This window comes from Vibrio sp. MEBiC08052 (genome assembly GCF_001506075.1).
Lineage (GTDB): Bacteria > Pseudomonadota > Gammaproteobacteria > Enterobacterales > Vibrionaceae > Vibrio.
Window position 1 is genome coordinate 986999 of record NZ_KQ947475.1, and the last position, 24260, is coordinate 1011258.

24 protein-coding genes are annotated in these 24260 nt (G+C 44.5%); 12 read left to right on the plus strand and 12 right to left on the minus strand.

The window, feature by feature from the left end; genetic code table 11:
- The first annotated feature begins 176 nt into the window (after positions 1-176).
- A complete protein-coding gene (locus VRK_RS04470; RefSeq protein ID WP_059120278.1) occupies positions 177-1334 on the plus strand; it encodes a 2-octaprenyl-3-methyl-6-methoxy-1,4-benzoquinol hydroxylase in 1158 nt (385 codons plus the stop codon).
- A 94-nt stretch (positions 1335-1428) separates the two neighbouring features.
- Here the strand turns inward: VRK_RS04470 and crr are convergent, their stop codons facing one another.
- The 5 genes from crr to cysZ all read right to left on the minus strand — a co-directional run bounded on the left by crr (position 1429) and on the right by cysZ (position 6363).
- Positions 1429-1938 (minus strand): PTS glucose transporter subunit IIA, encoded by a 510-nt coding sequence (gene crr / locus VRK_RS04475; RefSeq protein ID WP_059120279.1) that lies wholly within the window; start codon positions 1936-1938, stop codon positions 1429-1431.
- A gap of 103 nt (positions 1939-2041) precedes the next feature.
- Positions 2042-3766, minus strand: coding sequence for a phosphoenolpyruvate-protein phosphotransferase PtsI (ptsI, locus tag VRK_RS04480; protein ID WP_059120280.1), 1725 nt, complete (start codon positions 3764-3766; stop codon positions 2042-2044).
- A 139-nt stretch (positions 3767-3905) separates the two neighbouring features.
- On the minus strand, positions 3906-4163 hold the full coding sequence (locus VRK_RS04485) for an HPr family phosphocarrier protein (protein WP_021019443.1): 258 nt from the start codon (positions 4161-4163) through the stop codon (positions 3906-3908).
- Between the two features lie 232 nt (positions 4164-4395).
- A complete protein-coding gene (cysK, locus tag VRK_RS04490; protein WP_059120281.1) occupies positions 4396-5364 on the minus strand; it encodes a cysteine synthase A in 969 nt (322 codons plus the stop codon).
- A gap of 255 nt (positions 5365-5619) precedes the next feature.
- Complete coding sequence (cysZ, locus tag VRK_RS04495; protein ID WP_059120282.1) at positions 5620-6363, minus strand: sulfate transporter CysZ; 744 nt, start codon at positions 6361-6363, stop codon at positions 5620-5622.
- Positions 6364-6595: 232 nt separating this feature from the next.
- Here cysZ and zipA point away from each other — a divergent pair, with 232 nt between their 5' ends.
- The 3 genes from zipA (at position 6596) to cueR (ending at position 10058) form a co-directional block, all read left to right on the plus strand.
- Positions 6596-7486 carry a cell division protein ZipA gene (gene zipA, locus VRK_RS04500; RefSeq protein ID WP_059120283.1) on the plus strand — a complete coding sequence of 297 codons (891 nt, stop codon included), beginning with the start codon at positions 6596-6598 and terminating at the stop codon, positions 7484-7486.
- A 100-nt stretch (positions 7487-7586) separates the two neighbouring features.
- Positions 7587-9605, plus strand: coding sequence for an NAD-dependent DNA ligase LigA (gene ligA / locus VRK_RS04505; protein WP_059120284.1), 2019 nt, complete (start codon positions 7587-7589; stop codon positions 9603-9605).
- Between the two features lie 51 nt (positions 9606-9656).
- Positions 9657-10058 (plus strand): Cu(I)-responsive transcriptional regulator, encoded by a 402-nt coding sequence (gene cueR / locus VRK_RS04510; RefSeq protein ID WP_059120285.1) that lies wholly within the window; start codon positions 9657-9659, stop codon positions 10056-10058.
- A 49-nt stretch (positions 10059-10107) separates the two neighbouring features.
- Here the strand turns inward: cueR and VRK_RS04515 are convergent, their stop codons facing one another.
- The 3 genes from VRK_RS04515 to VRK_RS04525 all read right to left on the minus strand — a co-directional run bounded on the left by VRK_RS04515 (position 10108) and on the right by VRK_RS04525 (position 13082).
- A complete protein-coding gene (locus VRK_RS04515) occupies positions 10108-10962 on the minus strand; it encodes a co-chaperone YbbN (protein ID WP_059120286.1) in 855 nt (284 codons plus the stop codon).
- Between the two features lie 326 nt (positions 10963-11288).
- Positions 11289-12116 (minus strand): SDR family oxidoreductase, encoded by an 828-nt coding sequence (locus tag VRK_RS04520; RefSeq protein ID WP_059120287.1) that lies wholly within the window; start codon positions 12114-12116, stop codon positions 11289-11291.
- Between the two features lie 45 nt (positions 12117-12161).
- Positions 12162-13082, minus strand: coding sequence for a TIGR01777 family oxidoreductase (locus tag VRK_RS04525; protein WP_059120288.1), 921 nt, complete (start codon positions 13080-13082; stop codon positions 12162-12164).
- Positions 13083-13413: 331 nt separating this feature from the next.
- Between VRK_RS04525 and VRK_RS04530 the strand changes: the two genes are divergently transcribed.
- From VRK_RS04530 to VRK_RS04545, 4 genes are read left to right on the plus strand one after another with little or no spacing between them, the layout of a single operon-like run.
- Entirely contained in the window at positions 13414-14148 is a 735-nt protein-coding gene (locus VRK_RS04530) for a DUF1538 domain-containing protein (RefSeq protein ID WP_059120289.1), read from the plus strand.
- Positions 14145-14942 carry a DUF1538 domain-containing protein gene (locus VRK_RS04535; RefSeq protein ID WP_059120290.1) on the plus strand — a complete coding sequence of 266 codons (798 nt, stop codon included), beginning with the start codon at positions 14145-14147 and terminating at the stop codon, positions 14940-14942. The genes VRK_RS04530 and VRK_RS04535 overlap by 4 nt, the downstream gene beginning before the upstream one ends.
- Positions 14932-15282: a P-II family nitrogen regulator gene (locus VRK_RS04540; RefSeq protein ID WP_021019454.1), complete on the plus strand. Its 351-nt coding sequence runs from the start codon at positions 14932-14934 to the stop codon at positions 15280-15282. Before VRK_RS04535 ends, VRK_RS04540 begins: the two co-directional genes overlap by 11 nt.
- Positions 15279-15692 carry a CBS domain-containing protein gene (locus VRK_RS04545; RefSeq protein ID WP_059120291.1) on the plus strand — a complete coding sequence of 138 codons (414 nt, stop codon included), beginning with the start codon at positions 15279-15281 and terminating at the stop codon, positions 15690-15692. Before VRK_RS04540 ends, VRK_RS04545 begins: the two co-directional genes overlap by 4 nt.
- A gap of 43 nt (positions 15693-15735) precedes the next feature.
- On the opposite strand, the gene VRK_RS04550 is transcribed toward VRK_RS04545, so the two are convergent.
- The 3 genes from VRK_RS04550 to VRK_RS04560 form a co-directional block, all read right to left on the minus strand.
- Positions 15736-16011: an Rdx family protein gene (locus tag VRK_RS04550; RefSeq protein ID WP_059120292.1), complete on the minus strand. Its 276-nt coding sequence runs from the start codon at positions 16009-16011 to the stop codon at positions 15736-15738.
- 197 nt (positions 16012-16208) lie between these two features.
- Positions 16209-16724, minus strand: a complete 516-nt coding sequence (locus VRK_RS04555; RefSeq protein WP_059122644.1) for a regulatory protein ToxS — start codon at positions 16722-16724, stop codon at positions 16209-16211.
- A 5-nt stretch (positions 16725-16729) separates the two neighbouring features.
- Positions 16730-17611 (minus strand): transcriptional regulator, encoded by an 882-nt coding sequence (locus VRK_RS04560; protein ID WP_059120293.1) that lies wholly within the window; start codon positions 17609-17611, stop codon positions 16730-16732.
- A 264-nt stretch (positions 17612-17875) separates the two neighbouring features.
- Between VRK_RS04560 and htpG the strand changes: the two genes are divergently transcribed.
- The 4 genes from htpG (at position 17876) to rfaH (ending at position 22465) form a co-directional block, all read left to right on the plus strand.
- Positions 17876-19780, plus strand: coding sequence for a molecular chaperone HtpG (gene htpG, locus VRK_RS04565; protein ID WP_059120294.1), 1905 nt, complete (start codon positions 17876-17878; stop codon positions 19778-19780).
- 314 nt (positions 19781-20094) lie between these two features.
- Complete coding sequence (gene adk, locus VRK_RS04570) at positions 20095-20739, plus strand: adenylate kinase (RefSeq protein ID WP_059120295.1); 645 nt, start codon at positions 20095-20097, stop codon at positions 20737-20739.
- Positions 20740-20922: 183 nt separating this feature from the next.
- Positions 20923-21897 (plus strand): ferrochelatase, encoded by a 975-nt coding sequence (gene hemH / locus VRK_RS04575; RefSeq protein WP_059120296.1) that lies wholly within the window; start codon positions 20923-20925, stop codon positions 21895-21897.
- Between the two features lie 73 nt (positions 21898-21970).
- Positions 21971-22465, plus strand: a complete 495-nt coding sequence (gene rfaH / locus VRK_RS04580) for a transcription/translation regulatory transformer protein RfaH (protein WP_059120297.1) — start codon at positions 21971-21973, stop codon at positions 22463-22465.
- Positions 22466-22570: 105 nt separating this feature from the next.
- On the opposite strand, the gene asnB is transcribed toward rfaH, so the two are convergent.
- Positions 22571-24235, minus strand: a complete 1665-nt coding sequence (asnB, locus tag VRK_RS04585) for an asparagine synthase B (RefSeq protein WP_059120298.1) — start codon at positions 24233-24235, stop codon at positions 22571-22573.
- Positions 24236-24260 lie beyond the last annotated feature (25 nt).

Sequence of the window (24260 nt, forward strand, 5' to 3'; positions counted from 1 at the left end):
TTTAACACTGATCACAATATACAATGAAAACAGCCATCAGAAGTTCGGCATTATTTACTGTTAAATCATTCGCAATATCTTGGTCTTACCGAGTGAATAAGACAAAATCAGTTCTCAAGATGACCGTGAATCCGTACAATCACAGATGTCAAAATTAGTCATAAGTAGTCAGCATTATGGAAACATATCAAGTTGCTGTTGTCGGTGGTGGCATGGTCGGTGCGGCCTTAGCCTTGGGGCTGGCAAAGCAGGGTAAAAAAGTTGTTTTACTGGAAAGCCATCAGCCACAGCCTTTTGATGCCGCTCAGCCTATGGATGTTCGGGTGTCCGCTATCTCAATGGCTTCGGTCAAACTGCTTGAGTCATTGGGAGTGTGGCAACACGTTGAGTCGATGCGGGTGTGTCCCTACCGTCGGCTTGAAACATGGGAATCTGTTGAATGTAGAACCAGTTTTGCTGCCCACGATATCGGGTTGGAACAGTTGGGTTATATGGTTGAGAATCGAGTCATCCAGCTCGGTATCTGGCAGGCGTTTTCGCAATATCCTAACTTGACGGTGCAGTGTCCGAGCCGATTAAAGCACATTGATTTTGGTGAGCAGGCGAATTGCTTACATCTTGATGACGGTCAGGTGATTCAGGCTCAGTGGGTGATCGGTGCGGATGGTGCTCATTCTCAGGTGCGTGATTTCGCCCATATCGGGGTTACTGCATGGGACTATCGTCAACACTGTATGTTGATTCATGTAAAAACGGCACTGCCACAACAGGATGTCACCTGGCAACGCTTCTATCCCTCCGGTCCGCGTTCATTTTTACCGTTGAGTGGTCATCAGGCTTCGCTCGTTTGGTACGATACGCCGCAGCGAATTCGTCAGTTGAGTCAGTTATCTGCCACACAACTGGCGCAGGAAATCCAAGCGTATTTTCCCAAAGAGCTTGGTGAAGTTGAGGTGGTGCAGCATGGTTCATTTGCTTTGACGCGGCGGCATGCACATCAATATGTTGCTAAGCGGTGTGTGTTGATTGGTGATGCGGCTCATACGATTCATCCACTTGCAGGACAAGGCGTGAATCTCGGTTTTAAAGATGTCATATGTTTGCTCAAGCAGCTTTCAGAAGCGAGTACGCTCGACGAAAGTGTTTTTGTGCGTTATGAACAGCGCAGAAGAGCGGATAATTTACTAATGCAAACAGGAATGGATATATTCTATAAAACCTTTAGCAACAGTCATACAGCAGTCAAAATCGTTAGAAATATCGCTTTAAAATTGGCAAATCATTCTGGGATGCTTAAAAAACAAGTGTTGCGTTATGCGATAGGTCTGTCGTGAAAAGCAGAATGAGATATCGAGATACATGACATATAAAAAACGCTGCTTTTGGGGCAGCGTTTAATGAATGAACATTCTCATTATGTTGTTGAGTTTATTTGGTCACACGTAGTACTGGTGTTTCACCAACAACAACTGAACCAGAGAGTTTGTTCAGTTCTTTGATTTCATCCATGTTTGAGATCACAACAGGCGTTAGCGTTGATTTTGCTTTCTCTTCCAGAAGAGCAAGATCAAATTCAATCACAGTGTCACCCGCTTTTACAGGTTGACCTTCTTCTGCGATACGCTTGAAACCTTCGCCTTTCAGTTCAACAGTATCGATACCGAAGTGAACGAACAACTCGACACCATCTTCTGATTCAATAGAAAATGCATGATTGGTTTCGAAGATTTTACCAATTGTGCCGTTCACAGGAGCGACCATCTTATCTCCAGATGGTTTGATAGCAATGCCATCTCCAACGATTTTTTCAGCGAAAACGACATCAGGCACATCTTCAATATTTACGATTTCACCGGATAGCGGTGCAATAATTTCAATTGCGCCTGTGTCAGCACTGTCGTCAGATACTAACTTTTTAAGTTTGTCAAACAGCCCCATTGTGTCAGCTCCTAAAGTTTGAATTTATTCTTTCGGGTTATAGTATACTAATGATATGCAGTAGGCGACCACTTTTGTTCACCCACTGCAAATGCTTATATCATTATTGTGACTTTTCTGAGATAAACTTCTCTACACAAGCATCAATTTCTTTTGCTGTAGGGAGAGAGAGTGCTTCCTCCGCCATCGCTTTGACTGCTTTATAGTCTACTTCACGAATCACTTTTTTCACTTTCGGGATAGAGATTCCGCTCATTGAGAATTCATCAAGTCCCATACCCAAAAGAAGTAATGTTGCCCGTTCATCACCGGCAAGCTCACCACACATCCCAGTCCATTTCCCTTCTGCGTGAGAAGCATCAATCACTTGCTTAATCACATTCAGCACGGCTGGAGACAGTGGGTTATATAGGTGAGAAATCATTTCATTGCCACGGTCAACGGCCAGCGTATATTGTGTCAGGTCGTTGGTACCGATGGAGAAAAATGAAACTTCTTTTGCCAGATGGTGAGCAATCGCTGCTGCTGCTGGTGTTTCTACCATGACACCGACTTCAATCGATTCATCGAAATCATGACCATCTTCACGCAGTTCAGCTTTATAAGATTCAATCGCATCTTTTAATTCTCGGATTTCTTCAACAGAAATAATCATCGGGAACATAATACGTAGCTTACCGTGAGCTGAAGCTCGCAGGATCGCACGAAGCTGATCACGTAAAATTTCACGGCGGTCCAGACTGATTCGAATTGCACGCCAGCCAAGGAATGGGTTCATCTCTTTTGGCAAGTCCATATATGGCAAATCTTTATCGCCACCGATATCCATGGTTCGAATAATGACTGATTCGCTCTGCATGGTTTCTGCAACTTCTTTATAAGCTTCGTACTGTTCTTGCTCGGTCGGCAGAGATGTGCGATCCATGAACAGGAATTCAGTACGGTACAGACCGACACCCTCACCACCGTTACGCATCACACCGTCACAATCTTTCACGGTACCGATGTTACCGCAGACTTCAACACGGTGTCCGTCAAGAGTTTCCGCAGGTAAATCTTTCAGTTTGGCCAGCTCTTCTTTTTCGGCAAAGAACTTTTCACGAACGCTTTTTGCTTCAGTGAGTTCATCTTCCGAAGGATTGATGACGATCTTATTGTTGATCGCGTCTAAAATGAGCATGTCGCCATTTTTTACATAACTGGTGATATCATTAGTACCAACGACCGCTGGCAGCTCAAGAGAGCGGGCCATAATCGATGTATGGGATGTCCGACCACCGATGTCTGTTGCGAAACCTAAAACATAATCGAGGTTGATTTGTGCTGTTTCTGAAGGCGTCAGATCGTAGGCAACAAGAATGACTTGTTCGTTGATCGAACTTAGATTCACAATATTGATACCCAATGCATTTTTAACAAAGCGGTTACCGATATCGCGAATGTCAGTTGCACGCTCTTTCAGGTATTCATCATCTAATGATTCCAGAGCCGCAGCCTGTTCTTCGATAACGGTATGAATAGCGTTGTCAGCAGGGAGCTTATCGTTTTTGATGAGGGCTAAAATTTCTTCTTCCAGCTCTTCATCTTCAAGCAGCATGATGTGGCCTTCGAAAATAGCTTCTTTTTCTTCGCCAAATGTCTCAAGCGCTTTTTGTTTAATTACTTCCAACTGCGCTTTGGATTTATCGCGTGCGTCGTAGAATCGTTGTACCTCAGTTTCTACTTGAGCGTCTGAGATAGTGTTGGTGTTAAGGACGATTTCGTCTTCTTGAAGTAGTAATGCTTTACCGATAGCAATACCAGGAGATGCTAGGATGCCTGAAATCATAGCCATACCTTAAACTGGTCAATTTTATTGAGAGATTACAAAACTAAATGCTAACAATATCGTTAGCATTTGTCATATATCATGAACAAAAGCCATTCTACAATTATAGTAAAATGGCTTCAAAATTCAGTGCTTCGAATTATTCAAGGTGATCCATCAAAGCAACGAGGTGATCAACAGCTTGTTTCGCTTGAGCACCTTCAGCAGAGATGGTAACAACAGTACCTTTGACAAGGCCGAGTGTTTGTAGTTTGAATAGGCTTTTCGCACTGGCGCTTTTTCCGTTTGAAGTGACGGTAATTTCAGCATCAAATTCTTTTGCTTCTTTCACGAACTGTGCAGCAGGACGAGTGTGAAGGCCGTTTTCAGCAGTGATTTCTACTTGCTTCTCGTACATTGTATATACCCCAATTTAATTTATTTTTTTCTTAGTTTAGAACCAAATGAAGCTTAGCTGTTGTCACCTCATTACGCTAGTTTGCGAGACAGAAGATAACACAGTGCTTCTTGTGTTCTTTATTTCGAACCTAAAAATAAAGCAAGTCTGATATTACCAAAGGCTGGGCAAGGATCAACAAAAAAGCCCCGATTAGGGGCTTTTTTCATAGAAAAATTGATTTCACCACATATTACTGTTGGTTCTCTTTCTCTGTAAATATCCCTGCAAATAGTGCGGTACTGAGGTAACGTTCACCGGAGCTCGGTAGAACTACGACGATTGTTTTTCCTTTAAATTCAGGGAGTTCTGCCAGACGATTCGCGGCAACAACGGCTGCACCGGAAGAGATTCCAGCGAGAATGCCTTCCTCTTCCATCAGGCGACGCGCCATCTCAATTGCATCTTCAGAAGTCACGCGTTCAACACGGTCAATAAGAGATAAATCGAGGTTACCCGGGATAAAACCTGCCCCGATACCTTGAATCTTATGAGGTGCGGGTTTAATTTCTTCACCGGCTAAAGCTTGAGTAATGACTGGTGACTCTTCTGGTTCAACGGCAACAGAGATAATCGCTTTACCTTTCTCTCCTTTGATGTAGCGGCTGGTTCCTGTCAGTGTCCCACCGGTTCCGACGCCTGCGACGAATACATCAACTTCACCGTCAGTTGCATCCCAGATTTCCGGTCCTGTGGTTTTTTCATGAATTTCTGGGTTAGCCGGGTTATCAAATTGTTGCAGCAGTAGATATTTGTCCGGGTTACTGGCAACAATCTCTTCAGCTTTGTTGATTGCACCTTTCATCCCTTTTGCTGCTTCAGTCAACTCGAGGTTAGCCCCCAGTGCTTTTAGCAGTTTACGGCGCTCTAAACTCATCGACTCCGGCATCGTCAGGGTGAGTTTGTAGCCACGGGCAGCAGCAACAAACGCGAGTGCAATACCGGTATTACCGCTGGTTGGTTCAACAAGTTCAACACCCGGTTTGAGTTTGCCGGACTTTTCAGCTTCCCAGATCATGTTTGCACCGATACGACACTTCACACTGAAACTTGGGTTACGGGATTCTACCTTAGCGAGTACGTTACCCTGACTAACTTTGTTCAGACGGACGAGTGGGGTATTGCCGATGGTCAGAGAGTTGTCTTCGAAAATCTTACTCATTGTTATATTCCTTTATTGCACATTTTCGTGTTGTTTTATTGAGCGAAAACACGTTTTTTGTGGAGACCTGTAGAGCATAGGATGTCCGCTAATATGATGAAAGGATTAAAAAGTTATATCTTATAGGGGTTGTTGAACTTTACTGTCCAAGCTACACCACTCGGTTTAATTGTACGAATACTTAAATATGCCGAGCTATATTTTCATTCTATTGCACTCATCAAGTTTTTGCGGAATCCATCGGTTTCATCTTTGTCATTTGAGTGTTTCGGCTTTAAATTCATTGACCCACATGGCCGTCGCACCGCAGATCGCTGCCGGCATCACAATTAAGTTGATGATCGGGATGGTCGTAAATATCGTGACCAGCATACCAAAGCCATAAGCACGCCCCTGTTTGCCTTTCAACTGCATACGCATGGTGTTAAAGCTGACTTTGTGATTATCAAAAGGATAGTCACAATACTGGATTGCGAGCATCCAAGCCGTGAAAATGAACCAGACCAATGGCCCAATGGTTTGTCCTATTCCTGGAATCAGCAGCAGGATAAATAAGCCGAGCATTTTCGGAATGGTGTAGCGTAGCTTGCGCCATTCACGGGCAAATACGCGGGGAATATCTTTGATAAAACTCCAGAAGCCTTCATTATCTACGGAATGACCATCAAGCAGTTTTTCAACTTTCTCAGCCAACAAACCGTTGAATGGGGAAGCAATAATATTGGCAATCGCGCTGAAGAAATACATCGTTACAAAAAGTATCGATAGGACAGCCAGTGGCCAAATGATGTAGTTCAGCCATGACAGAAAGTCAGGCACATAAGACATCAGTTGATCGAGCCAGTTTCCCATCTGCGTAAACACATAATAGAGTGCGCCTCCGAGCAGCAGCACATTTGCCAGCAGAGGAAGTATCACAAATCTTCTGATTCCGGGGGTGACCGCCAGTTTCAAACCGAAGAAGAAATAGCCGAATCCTGAACGTTTCTTTAACGTCATTCTGTTTCCCTGTGTTGTTGTTAAAAAGAAAGTGAAGCGTTTGTATGTATTCTAACTGACCCAACATAGAATGAAAGTCAGAAAAATCCCGCAGTTCTAACATTAATTTGTTCAAATGTAGGGGTGACTTTTGCTAAAGTGTGTGGATCAGTGGAGAGAATCTCTGAGCATGACATTCTTACTTAAGCGATTCTGTTCAGAAGCAAGTTATCGGGAAGACTGAGAGTTAAAGATGCAAGAATTGCGATTCGTACTCATCATCGTTGGCGCACTCGCCATCGCCGCATTACTTTTTCATGGGCTGTGGACCAGCCGGAAAGAGAGTAAGTCGAAATTTGGAGATAAGCCATTAGGCAAAATAGAGGAACAAGCATCATCGATAAAAAATACCCGAGCTTTTCAGCAGGATAGCGAGCACAAAAAATCGCGTAAGGAACCGGACTTTTCACTGGACGATAACACGGCTGACCCATTCATGGATGACTATGCGCATCATGATAAAGTCGATCCACTATTTTCTGGGTATGTGCTTGAAGAAGAGAATCGGTCATATGATTTGGAACATCGGACCATCGCTGATATTGAAGCTGAGCATGGGGCGGAAATTGGTATCGAATCGAATATGCGCCAGCATGTTGAACACGACGAAGATATTCAACCAGCCGATCCTGCGCAACAAACTGACAGTGGTAGTGATGAGCCGGGTTATCAGGTGATTGTACTCAATGTACATTGTGCCGGTAGCGAATCTTTCGTTGGCACTAAGCTGTTTGACAGCTTGCAACAAAACGGTTTGCTCTATGGTGAAATGGACATTTATCATCGACATGCTGATTTGTCCGGAACGGGGAAAGTGTTATTTAGTGTTGCCAATATTATGCAGCCCGGCACGTTGAAACATGATAATCCGGACGAGTTTACCACCAAGGGTATTTCATTTTTTATGACGCTTCCTTGTTACGGCGATCCAGAACAGAATTTTAAGTTAATGCTGAAAACAGCACAGCAAATTGCCGATGATTTAGGCGGGAATGTCCTTGATGATCAACGCTTGTTGATGACGCCGGACAAACTTGCAGATTATCGGCGTCAGATTCAGGCATTTAAAGCCCAAGCTGTTTAATTGTATAGAGATACTCAAACAACAGCTTGATTAAGTTGTTTGAGTATCTGGTGAGGAGGCTCCGGCATGGAGCCTTTTTTCATGAATCCGAGAAGTAAACATGCAGACCATAGAACAAAAAATTCAAGAATTGCGGGACACGCTCCACCATCACTCTATTTTATATTACGTTGAAGATAATCCGTCGATTCCTGACGCAGAATATGATCGTCTGATGAGAGAGCTGATCGCGTTGGAAGAAGCGAATCCCGGGTTGATTTCTCCGGATTCTCCGTCGCAGCGTGTCGGAGGAATGCCACTCGATGGTTTTGAAACGGTTCAACATGAGATCCCGATGCTATCGTTAGATAATGCATTTGACGATCAAGAATTGGACAGCTTCTCGCGGCGCATAAATGAGCGTTTAGCCGGACAGCGTATTGCACTGTTCTGTTGTGAACCCAAACTGGACGGTCTGGCCGTCAGCTTGCTTTATGAGAATGGTGTTTTGGTGCGGGCCGCAACTCGTGGCGATGGAACCACTGGGGAAAATATCACCGAAAATGTGAAAACGATTCGTGCAATTCCGTTAAAACTCAGAGGGGATGACTGGCCGGTTCGCATTGAAGTTCGGGGGGAAGTGTTTATGCCCAAAGCCGGATTTGCAGCACTCAATGAAGCTGCAATGAAGAAAGGTGAGAAAACTTTTGTCAACCCGAGGAATGCAGCCGCCGGTAGTTTGAGACAGCTTGACTCACGAATTACAGCAAAACGCCCGCTTAGTTTTTACGCTTATGGTATCGGTGTGATTGAAGGTGCAACTTTGGCATCTTCACATTATGAACGACTGGCCCAGTTAAAGCAGTGGGGACTGCCGATGTGTCCTGAAACCGCTCAGGTCGCGAATCTCGATATGGTGAAGATGTACTATCAAGACATATTGCAACGTCGGGAAAATCTGGCTTATGAGATTGATGGTGTGGTGATTAAGGTCGATGATCTTGCGTTACAGGAACAACTCGGATTTATCTCAAAAGCGCCACGCTGGGCCATCGCCTATAAGTTTCCTGCTCAAGAAGAAATGACTCGGCTGAAAGATGTTGAATTTCAGGTCGGTAGAACAGGAGCGATTACACCGGTTGCGAAACTGGAACCGGTATTCGTCGGTGGGGTGACGGTAAGTAATGCGACATTACATAATGCAGATGAAATTGCCCGATTAGGCGTTCGTATCGGTGATACGGTGGTGATTCGTCGCGCCGGTGATGTGATTCCGCAAATTGTTTCTGTTGTTACGGAACAGCGGCCTGACGACTGTCGGGAGATTGTATTTCCGTCACATTGTCCGATTTGCCATTCTGATGTTGAACGGGTTGAAGGAGAAGCCGTTACACGCTGTACCGGTGGTTTGGTGTGTCAGGCACAGCGAAAAGAAGCACTGAAGCATTTTGTCTCCCGTAAAGCGATGGATGTCGATGGCTTAGGAGATAAGGTCATTGAGCAACTGGTGGATAAAGAGATGATCAAAACACCGGCTGATTTATACCGTCTTTCTGCGGGCCAATTAACTGTTCTTGACCGGATGGGCCCTAAGTCAGCACAAAATGTGGTGCAAGCTTTACAACAATCGAAGTCAACCACCTTACCCCGCTTCTTATATTCACTGGGTATTCGGGAAGTCGGTGAGGCGACAGCCAACAATTTAGCGCGCCATTTTCTAACGTTGGAGAATGTCCGCCATGCCACACACGAGGCGTTGATCGAAGTGAACGATATTGGTTCGATTGTCGCGAGTCATATCATTGCTTTTTTCTCAGAAGAGAATAATCAGCACGTCGTTGATGATTTACTGTCGATGGGGATTACATGGCCGGAAATCGTTACCGCTGAAGTACCGGATGCGTTGCCATTGGCTGGGAAAACGGTAGTCTTGACCGGTACGTTGACTGAGTTATCTCGTCAGGATGCCAAAGCTGCCCTTGAAGCGATGGGGGCAAAGGTCACGGGTAGTGTGTCTAAAAATACGGATATGTTATTTGCCGGTGACAATGCCGGTTCTAAACTGACCAAAGCACAGGAGCTCGGTATCGAAGTGAAATCAGAACAAGATCTCATGGCCTTGATGGCGTCAGTTTCCTGATCACACATACATCATGCCGTTATTTGAATGCTACGGCATAGGGAGGTCTCGGTGAATATTAGTGAAGTGTCAAAGCTGACCGGTTTGACAGCCAAATCAATCCGTCTTTATGAAGAAAAAGGCATCTTATCTCCACCGCTGCGTGGGGAGAATGGCTATCGGGTTTATCAGCAGTCACACATCGATGATTTACTGTTGATCGCCCGAGCAAAACGAGTTGGTTTCAATCTTGAAGAGTGCAAGTTACTGGTTCATTTGGCAAATGATCCGAGTCGCAAAAGTTGTGCGGTGAAAGCTGAAGCTCGAAAAAAACTGACTCAAGTGACTCGTAAGCTGAATGAGTTACAGCTCATTCAGTCTCAGTTGGAACAATGGATTGCTGAATGTCCCGGTGATGATAACAGCGACTGCCCCATTATTGATGATTTAAAAGGGCAGTCCTCTCATCGGTGAACCGTGAATGTGATCGCTGGTAGTTCACGCGTCGGTAAACTGCGTAAGATCAGTAGAGCAGAGAATAGAGTTTGCGACGATACTGACCCGCTAGTGGATTCCCTTGTCCCAGCGCACTCAGAATATCCATGAATATTTTTTTCATCTCCCCGTCATGCGTATTGAGATCAGCGCTTAAAAATGACCAAAGAAGAGTCAGTGCTTCTTCATCCCGCTGCACCTGATGGTATTGTGCCGCTAATTCGCAGGCGAGTTTCATGTCTTGTGGCGAGCGCTGAAATGCGTCTTCCAGTGCAACAATTTCCGGGCTATTGGCGGCTTGATGATGTAATTCCAATTTAGCGAGCAAACTTTTGTACTCGTTATCCTGAAACTCTAACGGAATATGTTGTAAGAGCGCTTCCGCTGCTTCAAATTGCTGGGTTTCGAGCAGGCAATTGGCTAAGGCAAGTTTGACTTCGCCTTTATTTTGTAGCGTTTCAGGGAGTGCTTGTAACAACGTCAGCGCCTGAGCATACTCTTGCTGTTCTATCATCGTCAGTGCTTGTTGCAAATTCATTTCATCCTGACTGGGAAGATGTTTCTCAAGCATAGCTGTGACTGACTCAATGGTTTGTGGCCCCCCTAATCCATCCACAGGACGGCCTTGAGAAAATAGCGCTAGAGTCGGGATCGACTGAATGCCAAACTGCGCCGCGATGGCTTGTTCTTCCTGACAATTCAGTAAAGCGAGTGTAAAAGCTCCCTGATATTTCTGCACTAATCCTTGTAAGGGCTGGATCAGTACCGCACTGGATTCGTCCATCGGTGCCCAAAAATAAAATAGGATCGGTGCAGAAAAAGAGCCCTCTAATAGTTCTCGGATATTTTCTTGGGTGACATCAACGTGAAGTGGTGTATGCATACGGTGAACTTCCTGAATTCAATGGGCGATAGGGTATAAGTATGGGCGGGTGATTAAAAATCAAGTGAAATCGAAATATCCATGGATAAATATGTGGCAGTCAGCGCTGAAACTGATGTGATGGTGGCTTTTTGCCTGAAAGGGACACGATTAAAACATGATTAGAAAAATAACGACAACACAAATACTTAGCCAGTTTAGCTGATTGAGACTCATTTTTACCTATTCCAGAAGATGTGGCACTCTCGGTCGAGAACAATGAGCATATTAGAAGGTGATTATGAAACAATCATGACAGCCTTCCTCTATTCTTTCTTCTTAGTCTTCTAAGCCGCTTTATTGAGAATGGCATCAAGCCAGCGGGTTGGCAGTAAACGTTTAAGCACCGCAAACACTTGCGTCGGTCTGGTAATTCGATAGCGGATTTTGGGCGTGGGGCTTTCTAAAGCATGAAGAATTGAAGGCAGACAATCTTCCGGTGGTAGTGTGAACCGGTTGTTGGATTTTTCTTGATTCAGACGCTCAATCTGTTGTTGATACGCTTGCGCATGAACGCTGTTTTGTGGAGAGACCCAACGTAAGAATGCAGCCAGTGCATTTTCGCGAAAGTGCGTCTCTATTGGCCCGGGTTCGAGAATACTGATATGAATGTCGGTCTGTTTTAGTTCGAGACGCAGCGTATCACTCCAGCCTTCGATCGCAAATTTTGAGGCATTGTAGGCACCGCGATATTTCATTGCAGCAAATCCCAGTACCGAACTATTCTGAATGATTCTGCCATGCCCTTGCCGCCGAAATTGCGGCAGCAGTTTGGTGGTGAGATCATGCCAACCAAAAAAGTTAGTTTCGAATTGCTCTCTCATTGCTTGAGTGGATAAATCTTCCAGCGCACCGGGTTGACCATAAGCACCGTTATTAAACAGCGCATCGAGATGGTGATTGGTCAGTGACATCACTTCCTCGATCGCTGTGTCAATGATTGCTGGATTGGTGACATCAAGATGAATGGCGGTCAGGCCTTCATTTTGAAGCCGCTGTACATCTGCAATGTGTCGGCATGAGGCGATGACCTGATAGCCCCTTTGGTGTAAAGCATGAGCAGTGGCATAGCCGATACCCGATGAACATCCGGTGATGAGTATTGTTTTAGACATGTTTTCCTCTTGGGTATGCCGTCATTGCCACACAATCGATTGATGTTATGGCAATACCTGTAAAACCTGTTTGAGTGCCGGTTCCAGATGAGAGTACTGAAATTTAAATCCGAGTTCAGTTAATTTTTTGGGTTTGGCACGAGTACTATCGAGCAGTAGTGCAGCGGATTCTCCCATGAGTAGCCGAATTGCCCACGCAGGAACCGACATAACGTGTGGCCTGTGTAGTGTTTTTGCGAGGGTTTTACTGAATATTTTGTTCGGTACCGGATGTGGTGCACAGAGGTTGAATGGCCCGTGAGCGTAGGTGGTTGCTAATAAAAAGAGAATTCCTTGAACCATATCATGAATGTGAATCCAAGGAAGATACTGATTGCCTGAACCTATCGGACCGCCGCAACCGAATCGATAGGGCAAGAGCATTTTTTGTAATGCGCCACCATCCGATGACAGAACGACCCCCGTTCTGAGCAGGCAGACTCTGGTGTTTTCTGATTCGGCTTTTTTGGCAATATTTTCCCAAGTTACACACACCGAATGAGAGAATTCATGACTTTGAACCTGGAGGCTTTCATCAATCGGATGATCCTGTTGATCGCCGTAGAAGCCAACGGCAGAACCGCTGATGAACACGGATGGCGGGGATGAACTGGCATGAATGAGCTCAACAAGCTTTTCGGTAATTTGCCAGCGACTCTGGCAAATTGCTTGTTTCTGGGCATCTGTCCATCGTCGGTTGGCGATCGGTTCGCCAGCGAGGTTAATCACAGCATCGAAATGGTTGAGATCATGGAGGTTATCTAAACTGGTGATCAATTCAAGTGGATAATGGTTGAGATGATTGAGCTTTTCTCGAGTTTGTTTCTCTGAGCGAGTCAAGACAACAATTTCATGTTCATGGGTGATAAGCTGCTTGATCAATTCTTTGCCGATGAGTCCCGAACCGCCGGTGATAAGTATTTTCATATCCTACCCATTTCATGTTGATCGAATATACCAGTGATGGTTTGAGGTAATTCTATCCGTTGGTTTTATTCATTATATTTCATCATATATAGAATAATCATAAATGATTTCAGAAAGTAGCGAGACGATGCCGGTGAGGTGTTGATGTTATATTTTTGTGATTGATTCTTGGTTTTAGTCGATGAATTTAGCAAAGTCACACGCAATCTTGTACGGATCTGTCATCATATAATCAAGCTATTCCATACCATGCAGGTTATCGAAGGTGCCTGTTACCAATACCTTTTCCTCTCTCGGATTGGGGTTGTCAAGTTGGCTCAAGTGAGGAGAAATGAAAGCATTCATTGCATTACTCAAAGTAATGCTGGGAAGTTTTAAAGATCTACTCCCGATTATTTTGGTCATTGCATTTTTTCAGTTGATCATTTTGCAACAACCTCTCCCAGATTTGATTTCAATTTTGGGTGGGTTGTTATTCGTTGTTCTCGGTTTGACGTTTTTTATTTTTGGTCTGGAAATGGGATTGTTTCCAATCGGTGAAAGTATGGCTCAGGCACTTGCCAAGAAAGGGAGCTTGCTGGGGTTATTAGGATTCGCTTTTTGTTTGGGGTTTGGAACCACGATTGCGGAGCCCGCTTTGACCGCTGTCGCAGCTGAGGCCGCAAAAGTCGCAGCGTCTGGGGGGGTGATTGAGATGACTGCACAATCTATGAACGACTATACCATGGGATTACGATTAACGGTGGCTTTGTCAGTTGGCCTCGCCATCGTTTTAGGGGTATTGAGAATCCTGAAGGGGTGGTCGATTCACTTGATGATTATCTTTGGTTACTCGTGTGTCATGATCCTGACCGTTTTCGCGCCTGAAACCATTATCGGGATAGCTTATGATTCCGGCGGGGTGACCACATCGACGATTACGGTTCCTTTAGTGACCGCATTAGGGGTTGGGCTGGCCTCTTCGATTAAAGGGCGAAATCCCATGGTGGATGGGTTTGGGCTGATTGCGTTTGCATCGTTACTCCCGATGATTTTTGTGATGATTTTCGGGATGACGATAGCATGATAACCATTGCCCATTTCTTCCAAATTCTATGGACCACAATTCAGGATGTATTACCGATTGCAATCATTTTGTTTGTGTTTCAGTTGGTTATATTACGTAAACCGGTTGCACGTTTACCACATGTGATTCTTGGCTTTGGATACGTGATTCTGGGACTGTCTCTTTTCTTGATGGGGCTGGATGCTGCGTTGTTTCCGCTGGGGGAAATGATGGCACAGCAGTTGACCGCGCCCTCATTTCTTGCTCAGGTCCGCTTGAATGATGCAGACCCTCAACATTGGATCAATTACTATTGGGTTTATCTGTTTGCATTTTGTATCGGATTTAGTACGACGATCGCGGAACCGTCGTTGATTGCCGTTGCGATTAAAGCGAATAAAGTATCTGGTGGTTCTATTGGTGTGAATGGTTTGAGGGTTGCTGTTGCTCTAGGGGTGGCATTCGGTATTACGTTGGGGAGTTACCGAATTGTCGTGGGTGACCCGTTGCACTATTACATCATTATCGGTTATTTGCTGGTTGTGATTCAGACATTTTATGCCCCCAAAATGATTGTTCCTTTAGCTTATGATTCCGGAGGCGTCACTACATCAACGGTCACTGTGCCTGTTGTTACGGCGCTGGGGTTAGGACTCGCATCAACGGTTCCGGGGCGGAGTCCGTTGATCGATGGATTTGGTTTAATCGCATTTGCCAGCCTTTTTCCTATGATATCTGTCATGGGATATGCGCAAGTGACACAGTGGTTGAACCGTAAACGTTCTCTGATGGAGAAAAAAGACAATGCGCTTTAAATTAATCGTTGCCTTTGTTGAAGATAGCAAAACCGACAAAGTATTAGACGCCGCCAGACAAGCAGGAGCGACAGGTGCGACAGTGATCAACAATGCCAGAGGAGAAGGACTCAATCAGAAAACCACCTTTTTTGGCCTGACATTGGAAGTACAGAAGGATATGGTGCTCTTTGTCGTTGAAGAGCATTTGTCTCGTCAGATTTTGGAAACAATTAATGAAGTCGGGGAGTTTGAAACCGAATCAGGGCAGGGAATCGCCTTTCAGATTGATATTGAAGATGTCGTCGGCATCTCTCATCAGGTTGAAAAGTTAACTAAATACGTTGAGGACGAATTATGAATAGGCATGATAGCGTGAGAGTCCGTGATGTAATGACCGATACCTATGCCCTTGTTGATGGTTTGATGACGGTCTATGAAGCGATTCGGATTGCGAAGCAACAGCAGGTTAAAGCTTTGATTGTCAATAAACGTCACGATGATGATGAATTCGGGATTGTGTTGATGAATGACATTGCCAAAAAAGTGCTCGCCAGTAACCGTTCATCAAAGCGGACCAATATTTATGAGATCATGACCAAACCTGCGCTGTCAGTGGATCCTGATATGAAGGTTAAATATTGTGCTCGTTTATTTGAGCGGTTTGGCATCAGCCGGGCACCCGTCATTGAACATGGAAAAGTGATTGGCATGGTTAGCTACAATAATATTGTCGTCAATGGGATGCTTGAAGAAGACGATCTTGAGTAGGGCGCTTTGGCTCACTGGATACGGGAACTGCCCGAAGAGCAGTCTATCGATCAATATGCCCCAGATTCCGTTCGGGATCGAACACATTCCGAACGCGTTGTTTCAACGTTTTGGCATCGGGGAATCCTTGGTCTTTCTGACGCTCCCAAATCTGAATATCATTACAGAATATTTCAAAACGACCGCCTGTATCCGGGCAGAGTGAAACTTGCTCGATCTCTTCGCTGAATGTATGGAGTAGCTCTTGCGCTAACCAAGATGCGCGCAGCATCCAATTGCATTGACGACAGTAGAAAATACGAATATTAATTTTTTGCACGAATACCACTCTTAAATGGGGATAACCGGGTGAATGTGAGCGTATAAAAATACATCTAAAAAGCAAAAATCTCACACAATTTCTTTTTCTGGCTGAGTTGAAGCTTTAGTTGACTAAAGTGCACGATGCGCCATCAGTTGACGTACATTGCATGAGTCAGGGGACTGATTGAATCAAGCCCCCTGACTTCAACTGACTTAGTTTTTAAAGAGGATGGTTGAGTCGTGATTCAGACTGGTCAGCAGGAGCGTTTTACTATCAATGACATCAACACGTCTGCTCTGCTGGGCATCCATTTTAAAAAACTGCTTGATCAGATTTAATTGCTTCGGCGTAAAATCTTTACTCTCGCTAGAAGAAACATCTTTAAACTCTGTCGGGGAGATCAGTAGATAGTTTTCACTGAGTTCCCAAGTACCGGTTTCTGATATGTCGATTTTACTCTCCGGTTCTTTCCCATTAGCATATAACTGAATCACGGAGACGCGGATATACGTTTTGTTGGGAAGATATTTTACATTCGAGAGTACATCGACCCGACGGAGCGGACCAACAGAGGCGACTTCATTTTTACTTTCGATCAGGGTGACGACTTTTGACTGCCATTCACTTGATGTCAGCAGTTGCTTGAGTTTCAGATCACTGCCCCAGTATAGCCAAGCGCTTAGAACAATAGATGCAAGCAGCGTGATCGTCGCAATGCGTTGGTTCATCTTTTTCACTGGCATACCTTCGTGAGATCCTCTTGATTGACAACAATGTTCAAGGTGGCATTTTTATCACTATGTTCAATTGGGTAGACATAGTTCAATATCATTTTGTTGTCTTGGCCATTGGTTGCGATGACCTGACTTGGGGGCGCATCCATCGAATGCGCTGCCCGGTATCTTTTCACGCAGAGTTCAATTGATGGCAGCCACGAATTCAAATCAGGATGATTTTTGGGGGTATTAATCGGAATGTCATCAATAATCGTTAAATTACGGAACTGAGAATAAGTTGGCCCGTGATACGTGACTGCGATGATGGGCAAAATGAATGCGATCAGGAAACACAGTTTGGTTTTCCAACTTGCTTTTTGAGAAGATGGTTGTGCCGTCGATAGCGTCTCTTGACCGGACACTATATCGAGCGAATTCTTTTCAAACTCAGCAACAGCATGGGCCGATTCGACCAATGCTTCTTCCTGAAGTGTCAGCAACTCCTCCGACTGATCTTGAGGCTCATCTTTGTCTGACTTAGCCGGACTGATGGCAGGAAGAGGCTCTACACTAGCGATCAACTGATAACCACGCTTAGGAACGGTTTTGATATAGCGCGGTGATTTGGTGGAGTCATTGAGCATTTTTCTGAGCGTCGAAATCGCTTGGGTGAGACTAGAATCATCGACTTCAAAGCCTTGCTTGCGCCACACAAAATCATGGAGCTCATTACGACGAATGACCTCATTGGGATGCTGGGCTAGCATCAATAGAATTCTACTTTCGTTACTGCCTAGCCGAATAGTTTCATTATCATTTTCTTTATCGACCAACGAGTTATTGTTGGGAACGAATGTAAAACGTTCAGCCAGGATGAATTTTGAGCTAATGGTATTCATCAATGTCTTCTTTTTATGTATTGAATACTGACGATTTGTTTCGTGATTATCTCAACGTTTGAGTTAAGGGCGAGTTAAGTTTTCTTGATGCCATTTAGATATATTGAGATTTCTTGAGCACAGGATAATAAAATTTTTAGAAAAAAACACTGTTTTTAGATTGTCTAACCTTGAATTCACTTTCATGACCCATATTTTACTAGCAAGCAAGAATATTTGTATACATTATGAATCGGTATGAATGCATTAAGTCATGGAGCTAGTATGAGCGAAACGGTTACGAATAACAAAGAAACTCGTGGTTTTCAGTCAGAAGTAAAGCAGTTGCTGAACCTGATGATCCATTCTCTCTATTCAAATAAAGAGATATTTTTACGGGAGCTGATCTCCAATGCATCTGATGCGGCTGATAAATTGCGCTTTCAGGCGCTGTCGAATCCGGAGCTATATCAAGGAGATGCCGACCTTGCTGTACGTCTGTCTTTCGATAAGGAAGCGAAGACGCTCACGATATCAGACAATGGTATTGGTATGAGCCGGGACAGTGTAATTGATAACCTCGGGACAATTGCTAAATCTGGTACAAAAGAGTTTTTTGCCAAACTATCTGATGAGCAGGTCAAAGATTCACAGTTAATTGGTCAATTTGGTGTCGGTTTCTATTCTGCTTTTATTGTCGCCGATGCAGTGACTGTTCGGACCCGTGATGCCAGCCTTTCTGCGGATGAAGGGGTTTTATGGCACTCTCAAGGAGAAGGGGAATATACGCTGGAAACGATTCGCAAAGAGAGTCGTGGTACCGATATTATTCTGCATTTGCGCGAAGAGGGTGAAGAGTTTTTATCTGAATGGCGTTTGAAAGAACTGGTTTCTAAATATTCTGACCATATTGGTATCCCTGTTTATATTCAAACGGTGAAAACTGACGAAGAAGGTAAAGAAACCGGTGAGACCGAATGGGAAAAAGTGAACAAAGCCGAAGCGCTATGGACACAACCCAAATCGGAGATCAGTGAGGAAGAATATAAAGCATTTTATAAGCATGTTTCTCATGACTTTGCTGATCCACTTGTCTGGAGCCACAACAAGGTTGAAGGGAAGAACGACTATACAAGCTTGCTGTATATTCCTTCTAAAGCACCGTGGGACATGATGAACCGCGATCATAAAAGCGGTTTGAAACTGTATGTACAGCGCGTGTTCATTATGGATGATGCGGCGCAGTTCATGCCTTCTTATCTGCGGTTTGTCCGAGGCCTGATTGACTCAAATGATTTGCCGTTGAACGTATCCCGTGAAATTTTGCAGGATAATAAAGTGACTCAGTCACTGCGTAGTGCATGCACCAAGCGCGTGTTATCGATGCTAGAGCGCATGTCCAGCGATGAAGAAAAATATCAGACATTCTGGAAAGAATTTGGTCTGGTGATGAAAGAAGGGCCTGCTGAAGATTTTTCAAACCGTGAGAAAATTGCCGGTTTGCTGCGATTTGCCTCAACACATACGGAAAGTTCTGAGCAGAACGTCGCGCTGAAAGCGTATGTTGAGCGGATGAAAGAAGGTCAGGATAAGATCTACTATCTGACCGCAGACAGCTATGCGGCAGCGAAGAATAGCCCTCACTTAGAACAGTTCAAGTCTAAAGGTATTGAAGTTATTCTGATGTATGACCGTATTGATGAATGGCTGATGAACTATCTCACCGAGTTTGACGGAAAACAGTTCCAATCAATTACCAAAGCCGGACTTGATTTGAGCCAGTTCGAGGACGAAGCTGAGAAAGAAAAACATAAAGAGACAGAAGAAGCGTTTAAAACAGTTGTCGAAAGAACGCAATCTTATCTCGGTGACCGCGTTAAGGAAGTTCGTACAACATTCAAACTTGCCTCGACACCTGCGGTCGTTGTTACCGATGATTATGAGATCGGTACACAAATGGCGAAGTTATTAGAAGCTGCAGGACAAGCCGCTCCGGAAGTGAAATATATTCTGGAGTTAAATCCGGAGCATGATCTGGTTAAGAAAATGGCTGATGAACCGGATGAAGAGCAGTTTGGTCGTTGGGTCGAGATTCTGTTAGGTCAGGCGATGTTGGCAGAAAGAGGTTCAATGGAAGATCCCGCTCAATTCCTGAGTGCGGTCAACCGACTCTTGACTAAGGTTCAATAAGTTTGTTGGTATTCAATAAGCCCGCATTGCGGGCTTATCTTTTTCATTCATGTAACTTTATGAAAATAATTGATATTTTGTATCATATTTGTCACAGAACATTAGGTTTCTATCAATCTTTAGTCGTACCGGACGTTCAAAAATGAATCCTTATGGTAGAATTCCAGACTTGAATGTCTTAGGGAAGGCGTGTATTTTGCTCGCCTATTGAATGGTCTGATGACTTGAATTACACGTTTATACCGAAACTTTCCGTGACAACGAGAATGCAGTGAGTTTCGGTATAATTCATCATTTTCTAAAGAGGATTAAACATGCGCATCATTCTTCTGGGTGCTCCAGGTGCTGGTAAAGGGACACAGGCTCAGTTCATTATGGAGAAATATGGTATTCCACAAATTTCTACCGGTGACATGCTTCGTGCTGCAATTAAAGCCGGCACTGAACTTGGTAAGCAAGCCAAAGCAGTTATCGATGCTGGTCAGTTAGTTTCTGATGATATTATTCTGGGATTGATTCAAGAACGCATTGCTCAACCTGACTGTGAGAAAGGTTTCTTGCTTGATGGTTTTCCTCGGACAATTCCTCAAGCAGATGGTCTGAAAGCGATGGGAATTGAGATCGACTATGTGATTGAGTTCGATGTGGCGGATAAAGTGATTGTTGAACGGATGGCTGGTCGCCGTGCTCATTTAGCGTCTGGACGGACTTATCATGTGGTGTATAACCCACCGAAAGTTGAAGGTAAAGATGATGTCACGGGTGAAGAGCTTGTCATTCGTGATGATGACAAAGAAGAAACTGTTCGTTCACGTCTGGCTGTGTATCATGAGCAGACGGCACCGCTGATTGAATACTACAGCAAAGAAGCAGCGGCAGGGAAAACCCAATATCTGAAATTGGATGGGACCAAACAGGTTGCTGAAGTCAGTGCCGATATTGAAAAAGCATTAGGATGATCCCCTCTGGTTTATCGCTGACTGATGGTCATCGATAACGGGATATCTTGACGGATAGAAATCCAGAGTCTTTCGAGGCGCTGGATTTTTTTATCCGGCAGATGCTCTCGCTAAAAATCGTGATAGAGTATAGCCTGTAGTATTGTTGATGATTATTTGACTGAATAGGTGAAATCTGACGTGATGTATCCGGCAAAAAAACGAGGTGTACTGTTAGTTAATTTGGGAACGCCAACAGCAGCAACACCTGCTGCGGTGAAAGCGTTTTTGGCTGAATTTCTTTCTGACCCGCGTGTCATTGATCTTTCTCCTTGGGTCTGGCGTCCATTATTACATGGCGTCATTTTACCCATTCGTTCACCTAAAGTTGCGCGTTTATACCAACAGATCTGGATGGATGGTGGGTCACCGTTAATGGTGTATTCAATGCGTCAGCGCGACAAATTGGCAAAATTGCTTGATATACCGGTTGAAGTTGGGATGACCTATGGTCAGCCAAGTGTTCGGGATGGATTGCAACGCCTAATGGCACAGCAGGTTGAGTCTGTAACGATATTACCGCTTTATCCTCAATATTCAGGAACAACCACAGCTGCGGTTTATGATGCCGTCGCCAATGCGTTAAAGTCATTTTCGGTGGTCCCTGAACTTCATATTATTCGCGATCATTATCATCATCCACTCTATATAAAAGCACTCGCTGAGCAAGTTCGGCATTCTTGGGAAAATCATGGCCGGGGAGATTATCTGCTCTGTTCCTATCATGGTATTCCACAGCGATATGCAGATAATGGTGATATTTATCCACAGCACTGTATTGAGACGACTCGACTGCTTGCCGCTGAGTTGGGATTAGAGACACATCAAATTGGCACAGCTTATCAATCCCGTTTCGGCAAAGAAGAGTGGTTGCAACCTTATACCGATAAAACGTTAGAAAATCTTCCCCGGAACGGTATCAAGAATCTGGACATCATTTCTCCGGCATTCGCGGTAGATTGTCTGGAAACGCTGGAAGAAATCGCGCAAGAGGGCAAAGAGACTTTTCTGCATGCTGGTGGAGAGGTTTACAACTTCATTGGCTGTCTGAACGACTCAGATACCTATGTGTCTTTATTCGCCGAATTGGTGAAACATTCGACAAACAAACATGAATGAGTGTTTATACATGTACCTTCTGTAAAACTGTTGCTAGGGTTTATATATGAAGGAGAAAAATGGTTGTCAGAATATGAAACAATGGTATTTACTGTATTGTAAGCGTGGAGAACAGCAGCGAGCCAAATGCCATTTGGAGAATCAGGGCGTTGAATGCTATTACCCTGAAATAAAAGTCGAGAAGATTTTGCGGGGAAAAAAGCAAACTCTACTTGAGCCGCTGTTCCCTTCTTATATGTTTGTCCGTTTTGATTATGAGAGCGGCCCCAGTTTTGTTTCAGTCCGTTCGACGAGAGGGGTGGCTGATTTTATCCGTTTCGGACAGCATCCTAAGGAAGTGAGCGCTGAGTTAGTCGAACACTTAAAAGTGTTGGAATCCAATCCTCAGTCTCTTCAGCAGAGTATGCCACAGCGTGGACAGGTCATTCGGGTGAAAGGGGGGCAATTTGCCGGAATTGATGCCATTTATCAGGAAGCGGATGGCGAAACGCGTTCAATCATGTTGGTGAAAATGATTAGTCAGACCGTTGCAATGAGCTTTGATAATCGAGATTTGGAGTTGTCTTAGCAGGATTTTCTCTTCTAGACAGATAAGTCTCTGTCATTATCATCATCAAAAAACAGCAGGAAAAAATCCTGCTGTTTTTTTGTAGTACTGATTGAGAATCGCGGCTTAGTAAGCTTCCTGATGAACGTTTTTGACTGCGCGTCCGGATGGGTCAATACAGTTCTTAAACGATTCATCCCATTCAATGGCTTTTGCCGATGAACAAGCAACGGATGGGCCTCCCGGAACACACTTTGCTGCGGATTCGAGTGGGAATAGCTCTTCAAAAATTTCCCGGTATACATAACCTTCTTTGGTTGTCGGCGTATTGTATGGGAAGCGGAACTGCGCTGTTTCCATCTGTTGGTCGGTGATTTTTTCTTCTGCGACTGCTTTGAGGGTATCAATCCAGCCGTAGCCGACACCATCTGAAAACTGTTCTTTCTGCCGCCAGGCGATTGAGTCTGGCAGATAGTGTTCAAAGCATTCTCGCAAGATATGTTTTTCCATTTTGCCGTTGCCGCACATTTTATCTTTCGGGTTTAGACGCATGGCAACATCAATAAACTCTTTATCCAAGAATGGGACGCGTCCTTCCACACCCCATGCAGCCAGAGATTTGTTCGCTCGTGCACAGTCAAACATGTTCAGCGCCAGTAGTTTGCGAACTGTTTCTTCATGGAACTCGCGAGCATTCGGGGCTTTGTGGAAATAAAGATATCCCCCGAAAATTTCATCGGCACCTTCACCGGAAAGCACCATTTTAATTCCCATTGCTTTGATTTTTCGCCCCATCAAAAACATTGGCGTTGATGCACGGATGGTTGTCACATCATATGTTTCGATGTGGTAAATCACATCCCGAATGGCATCCAGACCTTCCTGAATGGTATAGGTCATCTCATGGTGAACCGTGCCGATTTTTGCAGCAACTTCCCGGGCGGCTTTAAGGTCCGGAGCGTCTTCCAAACCAATTGCAAATGAGTGCAACTGAGGCCACCAAGCTGCCGATTGCTCATCGTCTTCAATCCGCATCGCAGCGAAGCGTTTCGCGATTGCGGAAGTAATGGATGAGTCCAGTCCTCCGGATAGCAGTACGCCGTAAGGAACGTCGGTCATGAGCTGTCGTTTGACAGCCGCCTCCAAGGCTTGAGTCAGTTGCTCTTTATCTGTCACATTATCTTCAACGGCACTATAGTCGTTCCAGTCTCGAGTATAGTAGCGGACCGGCTCTTGATCGGATGAACCGTAATAACAACCCGGAGGAAATTCGCTGATGGTTTTACAAACCGGAACCAACGCTTTCATTTCTGAGGCAATGTAATAGTTCCCATGTTCATCAAAGCCTTGATAGAGCGGAATAATACCGATGTGATCGCGACCGACCAAATACTGGTCTTTTTCCTCATCGTACAGGATGAAAGCGAAGATACCGTTGAGTTCTTCGAGTAAATCTGCACCCATATCCTGATAAAGTGCCAAGATGACTTCACAATCTGAATCAGTCTGGAAATCGTATTTGTCTTCGTAACGGGCTCTGATTTCTTTGTGGTTATAGATTTCACCGTTGACGGCGAGTATATGTTTTTTATTCGGACTGTAGATTGGCTGAGCGCCGCTATTCAGACCAACGATAGCCAGCCTTTCATGCGCCAGAATTGCATGATCCGATGTATAAATACCAGACCAGTCCGGACCACGGTGACGAAGTTTTTTGGACATTTCCAATGCCAGCGGACGTAGCTTCGATGCATCGCTTTTTATATCTAAGATGCCAAATATAGAACACATACTCATTCCCTTATGATTTTTTGCT